The organism is Alcanivorax sp. (assembly GCF_051117345.1).
Classification (GTDB): Bacteria; Pseudomonadota; Gammaproteobacteria; order Pseudomonadales; family Alcanivoracaceae; genus Alcanivorax.
Genome location: NZ_JBNPEC010000205.1, coordinates 1 through 13,919, shown reverse-complemented (window position 1 = coordinate 13,919; position 13,919 = coordinate 1). Strand labels below are relative to the sequence as shown.

Below are 13,919 nucleotides of genomic sequence, written 5' to 3'. Positions count from 1 at the left end.
CCTGAGCGCCCGCCGAATGTGGTCTTTGTGATGCTGGAATCCCTGGGAGCAAGTCGCGTCAGCAGCTACGGATTACCGGTGGAAAGCAGCCCCAATCTGGATCAGCTGGGACGAGATGGCTGGCGCTTCGAAAATTTCTATGTGCCTGTGACCGGCACCGCCAAGACGATCTGGGCCACCTTTACCGGCATCCCTGATGTGGCCCCCACCGAAAGCGCCAGCCGCAACCCGCTGACCAGCCACCAACGCACGGTACTGAATGAATTCGAGGGCTACCGGAATTTCTATTTCATTGGTGGCAATGCCGGCTGGGCCAACCTGGACGGTCTGGTGCAACAAACCATCGATGGTCTGGAGCTGTACCAGGAAGGTGACTGGCAATCCCCTGACGTGGATGTATGGGGCATTTCCGATCTGAACCTGTTCCGAGAATCCAACCAGATTCTCGCCGACCTGCCGGATGATCAGCCGTTCTTTGCCTTCATCCAGACTGCCGGCAACCACCGACCTTTCACCATTCCGGCCAATAACGGTGACTTCCAGCCACGCACGGACCTGTCCGATGAGGAGTTGGCCGAATACGGCTTCCGCAGCGCGGCTCAGTTCAACGCGGTACGGCTGCTGGATTACAACGTGGGCGAGTATATGAAATGGGCCCGGGAAAGTGATTACTTCGACAACACTATCTTTGTGTTCTTTGGTGATCACAGCAACCGCATCACCACCCTGCCCCACATGCCGGCCATGGATCAGCTGGGGCTGGAAAGTAACCATGTTCCGCACATCATTTATGCACCCCGCTACCTGAAACCCAGGGTGATTGAGGAATCGGTCGGTCTGGTCGATGTGCTACCCACCGTTGCCGGCATGCTGGGGCTCAACTACCGCAACACCACCCTGGGCCGGGATTTCCAGATTCCTGCCCCGGAAGGGGATCGCGCCAGTTTTGTGGTGCTGCGAGAAGGGCCTACCCCCATCTATGGCATGGTCACGAAAGATTTTCTGGTGCGTATCAATGCGGCTAGCAATGACGCCACCCTGCATGATCTGCATAGCGACACCCCCAAACAAGACGTGGCTGCAGAGCACCCGGAAGTCTTCGAACGGCTGTTCAAACTGGCTCGCGGGCAATACGAAACCGCACGCTACATGTTCTACGATAACGTAGACGATTAACTCATCTTGTTTCCATAAAACAACGCCCTCAGACTGAGGGCGTTGTCATTTCAGGGCCATCGATTGTGCTATCGCGTGAAACCACCGATACCGTCATCATCGGCGCCGGCGTCATTGGCCTGGCCATCGCCCGCGAACTTGCCGCCTCCAGGTCCGTTGTTCTGCTCGAGCAGGAGAGCCGTTTTGGCGAACACCTCTCTTCCCGTAACAGCGAAGTCATCCACGCCGGCCTCTATTACCCACAAGACTCCCTGAAAGCACGCCTGTGCCTGCGTGGCAACGCCCTGCTGTACCAGTACTGCCAGGAACAACAGATTCCCTATCAGCAGTGCGGCAAGCTGATCGTTGCCAATGCAGGACAACAGAACACACTGGAGCAACTGCATCACAACGCTCTGAACAGCGGAGCGACAGGATTACACCGCTGCAGCCAGCAGTGGCTGCAGCAGCAGGAGCCATGGTTACAGGCCAGTGAAGCCCTGCTCAGCGAGCACAGCGGCATCCTTGATAGCCATGCCCTCATGTCGAGACTGGCCCAGGAAGCAGAGCGCAACGATGCGCTGCTCTGTTATCGACACCGGGTACGCCGGATTGACTGTGAGCCCGGAGACTTCCTGCTGCAGGTGGAAAGCGACGACACAGCCTTTGAATTGCGCTGCCGCCATATGATCAATGCCGCAGGCCTGCATGCCGTTCCCTTACTGAAACGCTGCAACGGATTTCCCGCAGAAAAAATCCCCGAACAGCGGCTGGCCCGGGGCAACTATTTTTCCCTCAGCGGGCGCAGCCCCACCCAGAGGCTGATATACCCGCTACCGGAAGCGGACGGGCTGGGCATCCATCTCACCGTGGACCTGGCCGGCAATGCCCGCTTTGGTCCGGATGTAGAATGGATCAAGCACAGCGACTACCAGGTCAACAGCGCCCGGCTACCGCAATTCGAAGAAGCAATACAACGCTACTGGCCGAGCCTGAACCCAGACAGACTCTCCCCTGCCTACGCCGGCATCCGCCCCAAGCTGTTCATGGGAGGAGAACCCTATCGGGATTTTCTGATACAGGGAGAGAAAGAGCACGGCATCACAGGCATGACCAACCTGCTGGGGATTGAATCGCCGGGGCTAACCGCAGCACTGGCCATTGCAGAAGATATCGCCAAGTACGGTTAAGTTTTACGTAGGGTGCCACTGAGCCTAAGGCGAACGGCACCATTCAAACGCCGGACCGGTGCAGTTCGCCTTAGGCTCAGTGCACCCTACGCTCAGCGGCATCAGTGATGACGCCCCATTACCCTTCCCGCCAAACGCGTCACCCAGCTAGCGGGTAACACCCGCACCAGGGAGACCATGATTCGGTACAAGGCGCCAGGAACCACTACCGCTTTTCCCCTGGCCAGCGCCTTCAGCCCTGCCGCTGCCACTACGTCCGCAGGCATCATCGTCTTTTCCAGATCCGGATCCATCCGCTCACGGGCGATGGACGAAAACTCGGTACGGGTGCCCCCGGGGCACAGTGCCGTCACCACAATACCCACCGGCTTAAGTTCTTCATGGAGGGCGCGACTCAGGTGCAGCACACAGGCCTTGCTGGCCGCATAGGTGGCCATGCCCGGGATCGGAAACCAGGCCGACACCGAACTCACATTGAGCACCCAACCCTGGCCCCGTTGCGCCATCGGCCCGGCAAACCGCTGAGTCAGCGCCAGCAGGCTGCGTACGTTTACATCGACCATGCCCAGCTGATCCGGCGCCGGCAGCGACAACAACGGCTTCTGGTAACCAAAACCGGCATTGTTGATGAGAATATCCACCTGCCGCCCGGATGCCTGCGTCTGTGCAAACACGGCTTCGGCCGCTTGCGGATCAGAAAGATCAGCCGTAATCACATCAACGGTGACCGACGCCAACTCCCCGGCAAGTGAATCGAGCCGCTCGGTGCGCCGCGCTACAAGAATCAGGTTGCAGCCCACAGCAGCCAGTTGCCTCGCCATCTGTTCACCGATGCCGCTGGAGGCGCCGGTAATTAACGCGGTTTTTCCCGAAAACATTTTTTGCTCCAGCTTTCAGCCTTGACTGTCCTGACCAGGTTAAAGGCACCTGTAGGAGTTCATCATTTCGCGGAACGTTTGGGTCTTCCCCACTCCATTGAGCGTAGCTTGTAGCTCAAAAACAAAAAACCCGGCACAAGGCCGGGTTTTTCGTTGGTGCGGGAAGCAGGCTTTTTACAGCTTGCCGTCCAGCTCCGGTACTGCTTCGAACAGGTCAGCCACCAGGCCGTAGTCCGCCACCTGGAAGATGGGGGCTTCTTCGTCCTTGTTGATAGCAACGATGACCTTGGAGTCTTTCATACCGGCCAGATGCTGAATGGCACCGGAGATGCCCACAGCAACGTACAGGTTCGGCGCAACGATTTTACCGGTCTGACCGACCTGCATGTCGTTGGGTACGAAGCCTGCGTCAACGGCAGCACGGGATGCACCCACGCCAGCGCCCAGCTTGTCAGCCAGCTTGTACAGGATTTCAAAGTTCTCGCCGTTACCCATGCCACGACCACCAGAGATCACGATCTCGGCAGAAGTCAGCTCAGGACGGTCAGACTTGGCCAGCTCTTCACCCACGAAGGAGGAAATGCCAGCGTCTTTAACAACGTCCAGATTCTCAACAGAAGCGGAACCGCCTTCTGCTGCAACGCCATCGAAGGAAGTACCACGTACGGTGATGACTTTCTTCGCATCGCCACACTTAACGGTAGCAATGGCGTTACCGGCGTAGATCGGACGCTTGAAGGTATCAGCGTCGACCACGTCGGAGATCTCGGAGATCTGGGCCACGTCCAGCAGAGCAGCGGCGCGGGGCGCGAAGTTCTTGCCGGTGGTGGTGGCAGCAGCCAGGATGTGGCTGTAGTCGGCACCGACTTCGGCAACCAGATCGCCAATGTTTTCGGCCAGCTGATGCTCGTAGGCATCGTTGTCAGCGCACAGTACCTTGGAAACGCCATCGATCTTGGCCGCTTCTTCAGCAACAGCGCCACAGCCTTTACCGGCTACCAGCACAGTGATGTCGCCGCCGATCTCTTTGGCAGCAGCAACCACACTCAGGGTGACCTTGTTGAGCGCGGCGTTATCGTGTTCGGCGTAAACTAATACACTCATCAGATCACCTTCGCTTCGTTCTTCAGTTTCTCGACCAGCTCGTCAACGGAGCCAACGATGATGCCAGCCTGACGCTCGGCCGGAGCTTCCACACTGACAGTGGTCACACGCGGAGTCAGGTCAACGCCCAGATCAGCGGCTGTTTTGGTATCCAGCGGCTTCTTCTTGGCTTTCATGATGTTCGGCAGAGACGCGTAACGCGGCTCGTTCAAGCGCAGGTCAGTGGTAACCACAGCCGGCAGGTTCAGCTCAACGGTCTGCAGGCCACCGTCGATTTCACGTGTAACCTTCACTTTACCGTCGGCCACGTCCACTTCAGACGCGAAAGTGCCCTGCGGCATGCCAGTCAACGCAGCCAGCATCTGGCCGGTCTGGTTGTTGTCGCCGTCGATAGCCTGCTTGCCCAGAATAACCAGATCAGGCTTCTCTTCCTCAACGATGGCTTTCAGCGCTTTGGCGATGCCCAGCGGCTGAACGTCTTCGTCGGTTTCTACCAGGATAGAGCGGTCAGCGCCCAGAGCCATAGCAGTACGCAGTTGTTCCTGAGCGGTCTTGGGACCGATGGAAACAGCAACGATTTCGGTAACCACACCCTTCTCTTTCAGACGTACCGCTTCTTCTACAGCGATTTCACAAAAGGGGTTCATGGCCATTTTGACATTGGCGAGATCAACACCAGTGTTGTCAGCCTTCACGCGAACCTTGACGTTGTAATCAACGACTCGCTTGATGGGTACAAGAACCTTCATAGGATCCTCGGAATGTTCCATTGGGTGACATGTAGAAGGAGGCGATAATTGACGCCGTTGCCGGGTCCACCCCCGCGAAAGAGCAGCTATCTTGAACGCTAGGTTAAGGCAGGTCAATAGGCCGAAAATCCGTAAGCGAATGATTTTGCTGCAAATAGACCACACAAGGTGTCCATTTTTCGTGACTTTGCAGTCGTCCATTTCCTTGTAAATCAACCAGCTAGCAAGGGATAATCCGAACACCTGTTTGAAATGGTCACGTCGCCCCGCTACTCGGGATCAACACCCGGTAACATTACCGCGGGCGTTGCGGCCAACGTGGGGAGCCTCTGTATGGCTCTTTATGTGCTCTGGCTTTCAGGCAGGCTCGCAATCTAGGCAGCCTTCTGCAGGCAGGCTGGCGGCCTGTCAAAGAAGGCTAACAACGAGTGCGAGTCTGCCTGAAAGCCCCGTAGGGCGAGACCTGAAGCGCACATCTGATGCGTTTCCCCGCTTGAAAAGGGAACCACCCTTCCCTTCGCGGTGAAACACACCAGCTGTACACTTCAGGTCACGCAGAGTACACAAAGAGCCATACAGAGGCCCCCGACAGTGGTGCGGTTTCGCCTATCTCTATATACTCCGCGCCACCCCAAGGCTGGCCCGAGGCGGCTGCTGAGAAAGGGTTTTCTGTGGCAGAGTGTTTCAGAATCCCTTTCTCAGTGGCTTCCGGGCCGAACACGCAATCGATAGCGAGGAGACAGGCTGTGGAACGCGAATCTATGGAAGTCGATGTAGTCATCGTCGGCGCCGGTCCTTCCGGTCTGGCAACCGCCTGCCGTCTGGGCCAGATCGCCCAGGAAACCGGTCAGGAAATCAGTGTGGTCGTGGTAGAGAAAGGCTCCGAAGTCGGTGCCCATATTCTCTCCGGTGCGGTGCTTGAGCCGCGCGCCCTGAACGAGCTGTTCCCCAACTGGCAGGACATGGGCGCTCCGGTGAACACCAAGGTCACCGGCGACGAGATCTACTACCTCACCGGCCCGGAAAAGGCACAGAAAGTGCCCAACCTGTTCGTACCCAAGACCATGCACAACGAAGGGAACTACATCATTTCCCTGGGTAACCTGTGCCGCTGGCTGGCCGAACAGGCCGAAGGCCTGGGCATCGAGATCTTCCCCGGCTTCCCGGCCAGTGAAGTTCTTTACAACGACGATGGTTCCGTGAAAGGGATTGCCACCGGTGAACTGGGTGTCAGCGCCGATGGCGAGCACAAGCCCAGCTATGACCCGGGCATGGAACTGCACGCCAAGTACACCATCTTCTCCGAAGGTTGCCGCGGTCACCTGGGCAAACAGCTGCAGGAAAAATTCAGCCTGCGCGAAGGCACCGATCCGCAACACTACGGTCTCGGCGTCAAGGAACTGTGGGACATCGACCCGGCCAAGCACCAGGAAGGTCTGGTAGTTCACACCGCCGGTTGGCCGCTGACTGAATCCGGCTCCCCGGGTGGTGCGTTCCTGTACCACATCGAAAACAACCAGGTTGCCCTGGGTCTGATCACCGACCTGGCCTACTCCAACCCGCATGTCTCTCCGTTCGATGAGATGCAGCGCTGGAAGACCAACCCGGAAATCCAGAAACACCTGGAAGGCGGCAAGCGTGTCTCCTACGGCGCCCGTGCCATCTCCAAGGGTGGTCTGCAGTCCCTGCCGAAGATGACCTTCCCCGGTGGTCTGCTGGTGGGCTGTAACGCCGGCACCCTGAACTTCGCCAAGATCAAGGGCACCCACACCGCCATGAAGTCCGGCATGATTGCCGCAGAAGTTCTGGCAGAAGCCCTGAAAGGCGGCCGTGGCAGCGACGAGCTGACCGAGTACAAAGACGCCTTCGACAAGAGCTGGGTACACGAAGAGCTGCACGCTCAGCGCAACTTCGGCCCGGCCCAGCACAAGTTCGGTAACTTCATCGGCTCTGCCTTTGCCTTCGTGGACATCAACCTGTTCAACGGCAAACTGCCCTTCACCATGCGTGACACCACCCCGGATCACGCCACGCTGAAGCCGGCTGATCAGAGCAAGAAGATCGACTACCCGAAACCGGACGGCAAGATCACCTTCGCCAAGCTGGACAGCGTATTCCTGTCCAACACCAACCACGAAGAAGATCAGCCGTGTCACCTGACGCTGAAAGACCCGAACGTACCGCTGGAGGTGAACCTGCCCAAGTGGGACGAGCCGGCCCAGCGTTATTGCCCGGCGGGTGTGTACGAAGTGGTTGAGGACGAGAACACTGGCGACAAGCGTTTCCAGATCAACGCCCAGAACTGCGTGCACTGCAAGACCTGCGACATCAAGGACCCCACCCAGAACATCAACTGGGTGGCTCCGGAAGGCACCGGCGGCCCCAATTACCCGAACATGTAATTGGCCGCACGGCTTCCGTGTTGCAAACAAAAAAGGCGCCTTTCCAGGCGCCTTTTTTGTGTCCGGCCAGAGGCCAGAAAGCGGAAGTCATAACCCTATGATCAGACCGGCTTTCTTTGCAGCCGCTGGCTCACCCGGGCACGCTGCTGCGCGCGATTTTTGCGCAGGCGATACCAGGCCAGGCGAATGCGATAGTCCAGAGCATCCATCAGTTCCAGTGGCGGCATGGCCGGCATGTGCAGGTCCGGCTTGCGGGACTGAATCCGCTTGGGAGCTTCCAGTGTGTGGGGGTCATTACGTGTCATGGTCTCCTCCCTGTTCGAGAACGTTGTGGAGTGGCTGGGCTGTGATTGGCCTCCATGATGCAATCGGGTTTACTATCAGTAAATCGAAAAGATCTTTACCTATCGTTCAATTTTTCTGAAAGGTGGACCATGCCTCCGGACAGCCCTCTTCAGCCCCTGCTGGACACGGAAATCTTGCGCAGCTTCGTGGCCATTGCCGAGACCGAAAGCTTCACCCAGGCCGCCGCCGAAGTATTCCGCACCCCCTCCGCCCTGAGCATGCAAATCAAGCGGCTGGAGGAACAGGTGGGCCAGAGGCTGTTTCTTCGCGAAGCCCGCCGAGTGAGTCTGACTGCCGAGGGTGAAGCCATGCTCGGCTATGCCCGGCGACTGCTGAAACTGAACCAGGAGGCCATCAGCCACTTCACCGCACCGGAGCTGGAAGGCACCGTCCGGCTGGGCACCCCGGATGATATCGGCACCCGCATCCTGCCCCAGGTGTTGACCCAGTTTTCCCGATCCCACCCTGCGGTACAGGTAAACGTAATCGTCGGCCGCAGCGCCGACATGCTGAAGCAGCTGGATGCGGGCAAGCTGGATCTGATTATGGTCACCACCGGCAAACAGGCCCGCCCGGCACGGGGCGAAGTCGTCCATAGCGAACCATTGGTGTGGGCTGGCGCGCAGGGCGGCATCGCCGTCAGCCAGACTCCCCTGCCCCTGGCTCTGGCCAGTCAGGGCTGCCCCTGGCGCAAGATGGCTCTGGAAGCCCTGGACCGCAGTGATCACCGCTATCGGGTGGCCTATACCAGTGAGCACTGCGCCGGCCAGGAAGCGGCCATGCAGGCGGATCTGGCCATTGGCCCCTTCCCTCTCAGCCTCATTCAGCCGCCCTTGCAGCAACTGGGCGACGAATACGCATTACCGGAACTGGGCGATTACCAGATCGCCATGCTCTACCGTGGAGAAGAAGGTTCTGCCACCCATGTGCTGGCCGGGCATGTACGAGCGGTTTTCCGGGCATTGCGGCTGTGACCAGTCAGAATATGCCACAACGATACAAATAATTAATTTTGTCTCATTGTTTGATGGCGCACTCCTCGCTAGCATGAAAATGAAACAAGCGTATGAACCATCACGCTGACTGCGAGGACAGAAAAACAATGACCGCTCAAGCCAACCTGGAAAGCCGCCAGGCCAGACTGGAACACGAATGGCCCAGCCCCCCCACAGCCAGGGAACTGGACAAGCAATTCCCCGGCATCTTCGATGGCGCCATGCTGTTGGCCGGGGGTGCCAACATCATCCTGCAACTGGCTCTGCCCGCAGTGGGGTATGGGGTGGCGGAAAGTCGGGTGGAGAGTGGCTCGATACTGCATCATCCGATCAAACGCTCGCGCACCACCTTCACCTACCTGGCCGTCGCCATGATGGGCACCAGTGAAGAGAAGCTGGCCTACCGCAGGGCGGTGAATCGCTCCCATGCCCAGGTTCACTCCACCGAAAACTCACCGGTGAAATACAACGCCTTCGATGAAAACCTGCAGATGTGGGTCGCCGCCTGCCTCTACTGGGGCTTCGTGGACACCCACCAGAAACTCCATGGGCCAATGAGCCGGGAAGAGCAGGAAACCTTTTACCAACTGGCCCACCCTCTGGGGACCACCCTGCAAGTGCGCCAGGATACCTGGCCAAAAGACCTGGAGGCGTTTGACGCCTACTGGCAGGAGGGCCTGGAGAAACTGCACATCGACGAGCGCATCCGCCAGTACCTGATGATGATCGCCGACCTGAAATTCCTCAGCCCGGTAACCCGGTTTCTATTGGGTCGCTTCAACCGGTTTATGACCACCGGTTTCCTTCCCCCTCACGTCCGTGAGCAGATGCGGCTGGAATGGAATGACAAAAAGCAGCGCCGTTTCGAACGGACCGTACGCACCATTGGCCGCATCAGTCTGCTGTTGCCGCGCGTCATCCGGCAGGCGCCCTACAACCTGGTGCTATGGGATTTCCGCCACCGCCTGAAGAAAGGCAAACCGTTGGTTTAAGTGCTTCACGGATTAGAGAGGGAAAGGTCACAAACACCCTTGGTGCCAAGACGTAGGGTGCACTGAGCCTAAGGCGAACTGCACCGATCCCACGTTTGATGGTGCAGTTCGCCTTAGGCTCAGTGCACCCTACGCAATCTGTGACAGTGTCCCCTCATGAAAAAATGGAGGAAACCTCCAACGCCGAAAGCTCGCGCCACTCACCCGGCTTCAACGTTTCATCAAGCATCAGGTTACCAATCGCCAGCCGATGCAGCGTCAGCACATTGTTATCGAAGCGCCCGAACATGCGCTTGATCTGGTGATAGCGACCCTCGCATAGCCACACATCCGCCTCGAACGTGCTGCGGATTTTCAGCTCCGCCGGGCGTGTCATGATGCCCTCGTACTCGAACCACATGCCCTCGGCAAACGCGGCCACGTACTCGTCGGTTAACGGCTGCTCCACCGTCACCCGGTAATGCTTGCGCACCTGATTCTCCGGCTCACTCAACTGCCGGGACCAGTCACCGTCATTGGTCAGCAATAGCAGACCGGTGGAATTGAAATCCAGGCGCCCTGGCAGATGCAGCCCCTGTCGCTGAGCCGCCGGCAACAGATCCAGCACGGCAGGATGATGCGCATCCCGGGTAGCACTGACCACGCTAGCGGGCTTGTTCAACATCAGGTAACGGGGCCGGTTTGCCTGCAGAATCTCGCCATCGCAAACCACCACATCAAACGGGCCGACACGTCGCTGCCGGTCACGCTCCACCTCGCCATTCACCTGCACGCGCCCGGCAGCCAGCAACAGCCGCAGGTTACTGCGGCTGATTTGCAGACGGTTGCTGAGGAAACGGTCCAGGCGGTGGTATCGGGAAGTCATGGCGGGATCATAGAGCGCGGCCCGGAGATTACAATCTCTAGGGAACCTCTGAAAAACTCCTTGCGTACTCAGTCTTTCAGGCTGGTTCGCAATCTATACTCGCAGAGCACCGAGGGCGCGATTTTGAAGGTGTATGTCCATCCATCGGCTCTTCACCTTCAACACGCAACAACGAGTGCGGGCCAGCCTGGAGGACCCGAAGCACTCCTGAGCACAGGGGGCGCGACCTGAAGCGCACATCTGCTGCGCCTTGCCTCTCGGAAAGGGAACCACCCTGACCATCGAGACAAGACACAACAGTTGCACGCTTCAGGTCACGCTGAGCATGCAAGGAGTTATTCAGAGGCTCCCTAGCCAGCAGGAGTTGAAAGCCACATCGGCAGGCTACTGGAAGGTCTTGCCATCATGTTTCAACCAGCCGTCCACATGGCGACCCTGGGGATCATCGTGGGTCCAATGGACCACACCACCCCGCTCATTCCACTCGTACTCGCCGTAGAAGCTGACGCTCTCGCCTTCACGCAAGTCCGGAATGCGTGGCGCCAGATCGATGTTATGAGCGATCAGAATGGTCTGACCAGAGGCAAGCTCAAGAATGAACTTCTGGTGTCGGCTGCCCTTATTGTCGTCCGGCAGAACCTTGACCACCCGACCGGCACCTTCCACCTGAACATCGCTTTGCTGCTTTTCATAGGCCGCCTGAATAACGCCATCACCCGGAGCCGAGGCCGCTTGCGTCTGGGGTGCCTGAGCGGGAGCCTGACTGACTGTGCTGTCATCTCGCAGATTATCCAATCCGTAGAGGGCCAGCACCGTCACGGCAGCCGCAATAACCGGGACCATTTTTTTCATCGACGTATCTCTGACGTGTTTATTCCCTCCTTTTTTACCACAAGACATCCGCAATGCCAGAACCGCCATCCACAAAAAAGGGGCAGCCCAGGCTGCCCCTCCCTTTCACTTATAGATTCAAGACACCGTCAGGCTTCCACCGTTGCCTCAGCATTCGTGCACACAAACTCATAATCCGTGGAGCGCACGTTGCGGGTTTGCAGCCAGTAGCGCCAGGTGGAGCCCGGCCACAGCGCGAAGTTCTTGCCGTCGTCCTGTTGATACCAGCTGGTGCAACCAGAGGTCCAGGTGGTGCCCTGCAGGCGGCGCTGCACATTGGCATTAAAGGCTTCCTGGGCTTTCGGTTTCACATCCAGATAGTCCGCGCCTTCCTCACGCAGCAGCGCCATGCATTGCAGGATGTATTTCACCTGGCACTCGATCATGAACAGAATCGAATTATGGCCCAGGCCCGTGTTCGGCCCCACCAGCATGTACAGGTTCGGGTAGCCACTGACGGTAACGCCGTAATGCGCTTCCGCGGACTTGGCCCAGTCCTGATGCAGGTCATGGCCCGGCAAACCGGTGAGCGGAAAGTCTTTCATATAGATACGCGGATCTACCACAAAGCCAGTGCCGAGAATGATGCAATCCGCTTCATGCTCTACCCCATCATCGGTGACCACGCTATTGGCTTTCACCTCGCGGATACCGGCGGTAACCAGCTCCACGTTGTCGCGGTTGAACATGGGAAACCACTTGTTGGAAATCAGCACCCGCTTGCAGCCGAAGGTGTAATCCGGCGTCAGCTTTTTCGCCAGCGCCTTGTCTTTCACCTGAAAACGAATGAACTGCTTGCACAGGGTCCCCAGCAGCTGCGCTGCCTTGGGGCTGGAGGCCGGGGCCACCCGGGATTCATTGCTCCAGTACAGCCGCGCCCGATGCAGTTTGCGTAGCGCCGGGAAGCGCTTGAACAGCCGCTGTTGAATGCCCCAGTAACCACGCTCATCCCGGGGAATCACCCAGGCCGCGCTGCGCTGGAACACGGACAGCTTCTTCACCTTGGGTGCAATTTCTGGGCAGTACTGAATGGCGCTGCCACCGGTGCCGATGGACACCACCTTCTTACCCACCAGGTCGTAGCCGTGGTCCCACTCTGCCGAATGCATCACCTTGCCCTTGAAGCGCTTGAGCCCCTTGATGTTGGGCACATTCGGCACGTGCAACGGGCCGGAGGCCAGCACAAAGTGGCGGCAATCGATGGTCATGCCTGCAGCAGTGCGCACGGTCCAGCGGCCAGTAGTCTCATCAAAATGGGCTTCGTTCACTTCCTGGTTGAACTGGATAAAAGGCCGCAGCTGGTATTGCTCCACGGTGTCGAGAATGTAGTTCTCGATTTCGTCCCGGGGCGCATAGCGCTTGCTCCAGTCCGCCTTGCCGGCGAACGAAAAGGAATACAGGTGCGACTGCACATCGCAGGCCGCCCCCGGGTAGCCATTGAAGTACCAGGCCCCGCCCACTTCCGCCGCCTTTTCCAGGATCACAAAATCCTCGTTGCCCGCTTCGCGCAACTGGATCGCCATGCACAGCCCGCCAAACCCGGCGCCCACAATGGCCACATCCACGGAAATCGTCTTTGCTGAAATCTTCGCTTTACTGGTCATGTCCCTGCCCTCCTCAGGCGGCTTTCATCCGGTTCACATCAAAGGCCGCCACTTCGTCCATCAGCGCCTCGGCCTGGTCCAGAAATTCGCGGTTGTCATGCATCCAGGGGTGAAACCCAGGGCGGAAGAAATCGAACCAGTCCGGCAGAGCCCGGCGCAGCACGCCCGGTCGACCCACCGTCAGGTTGACCACCTTCCACCAGCCCTTCAGGTTCAGCAGGCCCCCGGACTTCGCCACCATCACCATGTAGAACGGCACGTACAGGCTCCAGAACAAGGCATTGGCCAGCAGAAAGGCGCCGACACGCAGGCCATAGGCCTTGATGCCCTTGCCCACTACCTGCTCGAAGGCATCGAAACACACCGCTTTGTGCTCGGTTTCCTCAATGGCGTGCCAGCGCCAGATCGCCGAGTAATGCGGGTCCACCCCTTCCATCAATTCGGTATTGCGCAGCAGCATGTCCCCCAGCACGGCGGTCAGGTGCTCCAGTGCCACCGTAGCAGCCAGCTGAACGGAACGGGGCGCCTTCTTCACCAGCTCCAGCAACCGCACCACCACCGCATCCATGGCCTCGATGGGCATACCCTCGGCCACCAGTGCCTCGTTGTATTCCTCATGCTCACGGGTGTGACAACCTTCTTGGCCGATAAAGGCTGAGCCTCGTTACTTCAGGGGCGGGTCGGTGCTTTCATACCGGTAATTGCTCACGCTTTGGATAAAGAATGGCTCCCCCGCCGGAACACAAATC

Annotated in this window: 13 protein-coding genes; 5 read left to right on the top strand and 8 right to left on the bottom strand. The window is 58.4% G+C overall.

Annotated elements, in window-relative coordinates; translation table 11 throughout:
* Together ACFE0K_RS13015 and ACFE0K_RS13010 are read left to right on the top strand one after the other, a co-directional pair.
* Nucleotides 1-1,176 (top strand): LTA synthase family protein (locus tag ACFE0K_RS13015; RefSeq protein WP_434536467.1); only part of this gene is annotated, 1,176 nt, incomplete at its 5' end.
* A gap of 65 nt (nucleotides 1,177-1,241) precedes the next feature.
* The gene (locus ACFE0K_RS13010; protein ID WP_434536466.1) at nucleotides 1,242-2,345 is read left to right on the top strand and encodes an NAD(P)/FAD-dependent oxidoreductase; all 1,104 of its coding nucleotides are present in this window, start codon (nucleotides 1,242-1,244) and stop codon (nucleotides 2,343-2,345) included.
* A gap of 101 nt (nucleotides 2,346-2,446) precedes the next feature.
* Here the strand turns inward: ACFE0K_RS13010 and ACFE0K_RS13005 are convergent, their stop codons facing one another.
* The 3 genes from ACFE0K_RS13005 to ACFE0K_RS12995 form a co-directional block, all read right to left on the bottom strand.
* Nucleotides 2,447-3,223, bottom strand: coding sequence for an SDR family NAD(P)-dependent oxidoreductase (locus ACFE0K_RS13005; protein WP_434536465.1), 777 nt, complete (start codon nucleotides 3,221-3,223; stop codon nucleotides 2,447-2,449).
* Between the two features lie 174 nt (nucleotides 3,224-3,397).
* A complete protein-coding gene (locus tag ACFE0K_RS13000) occupies nucleotides 3,398-4,327 on the bottom strand; it encodes an electron transfer flavoprotein subunit alpha/FixB family protein (protein WP_035244716.1) in 930 nt (309 codons plus the stop codon).
* Entirely contained in the window at nucleotides 4,327-5,076 is a 750-nt protein-coding gene (locus tag ACFE0K_RS12995; RefSeq protein WP_434536464.1) for an electron transfer flavoprotein subunit beta/FixA family protein, read from the bottom strand. The genes ACFE0K_RS13000 and ACFE0K_RS12995 overlap by 1 nt, the downstream gene beginning before the upstream one ends.
* 746 nt (nucleotides 5,077-5,822) lie before the next feature.
* On the opposite strand from ACFE0K_RS12995, the gene ACFE0K_RS12990 reads away from it, so the two are divergent.
* Complete coding sequence (locus ACFE0K_RS12990; RefSeq protein ID WP_434536463.1) at nucleotides 5,823-7,478, top strand: electron transfer flavoprotein-ubiquinone oxidoreductase; 1,656 nt, start codon at nucleotides 5,823-5,825, stop codon at nucleotides 7,476-7,478.
* A gap of 101 nt (nucleotides 7,479-7,579) precedes the next feature.
* On the opposite strand, the gene ACFE0K_RS12985 is transcribed toward ACFE0K_RS12990, so the two are convergent.
* Nucleotides 7,580-7,783 carry a hypothetical protein gene (locus ACFE0K_RS12985; protein WP_434536462.1) on the bottom strand — a complete coding sequence of 68 codons (204 nt, stop codon included), beginning with the start codon at nucleotides 7,781-7,783 and terminating at the stop codon, nucleotides 7,580-7,582.
* Nucleotides 7,784-7,912: 129 nt separating this feature from the next.
* Here ACFE0K_RS12985 and ACFE0K_RS12980 point away from each other — a divergent pair, with 129 nt between their 5' ends.
* Nucleotides 7,913-8,797 carry a LysR substrate-binding domain-containing protein gene (locus ACFE0K_RS12980; RefSeq protein ID WP_434536461.1) on the top strand — a complete coding sequence of 295 codons (885 nt, stop codon included), beginning with the start codon at nucleotides 7,913-7,915 and terminating at the stop codon, nucleotides 8,795-8,797.
* Between the two features lie 128 nt (nucleotides 8,798-8,925).
* On the top strand, nucleotides 8,926-9,810 hold the full coding sequence (locus tag ACFE0K_RS12975) for an oxygenase MpaB family protein (RefSeq protein ID WP_434536460.1): 885 nt from the start codon (nucleotides 8,926-8,928) through the stop codon (nucleotides 9,808-9,810).
* Between the two features lie 154 nt (nucleotides 9,811-9,964).
* On the opposite strand, the gene ACFE0K_RS12970 is transcribed toward ACFE0K_RS12975, so the two are convergent.
* The 4 genes from ACFE0K_RS12970 to ACFE0K_RS12955 all read right to left on the bottom strand — a co-directional run bounded on the left by ACFE0K_RS12970 (nucleotide 9,965) and on the right by ACFE0K_RS12955 (nucleotide 13,819).
* The gene (locus tag ACFE0K_RS12970; RefSeq protein ID WP_434536459.1) at nucleotides 9,965-10,675 is read right to left on the bottom strand and encodes a pseudouridine synthase; all 711 of its coding nucleotides are present in this window, start codon (nucleotides 10,673-10,675) and stop codon (nucleotides 9,965-9,967) included.
* Nucleotides 10,676-11,059: 384 nt separating this feature from the next.
* Nucleotides 11,060-11,527: a DUF3465 domain-containing protein gene (locus tag ACFE0K_RS12965; protein WP_434536458.1), complete on the bottom strand. Its 468-nt coding sequence runs from the start codon at nucleotides 11,525-11,527 to the stop codon at nucleotides 11,060-11,062.
* A 128-nt stretch (nucleotides 11,528-11,655) separates the two neighbouring features.
* Nucleotides 11,656-13,170, bottom strand: a complete 1,515-nt coding sequence (locus tag ACFE0K_RS12960) for a flavin-containing monooxygenase (RefSeq protein WP_434536457.1) — start codon at nucleotides 13,168-13,170, stop codon at nucleotides 11,656-11,658.
* A gap of 13 nt (nucleotides 13,171-13,183) precedes the next feature.
* Nucleotides 13,184-13,819, bottom strand: a complete 636-nt coding sequence (locus tag ACFE0K_RS12955) for a metal-dependent hydrolase (RefSeq protein ID WP_434536468.1) — start codon at nucleotides 13,817-13,819, stop codon at nucleotides 13,184-13,186.
* Nucleotides 13,820-13,919: the final 100 nt, after the last annotated feature.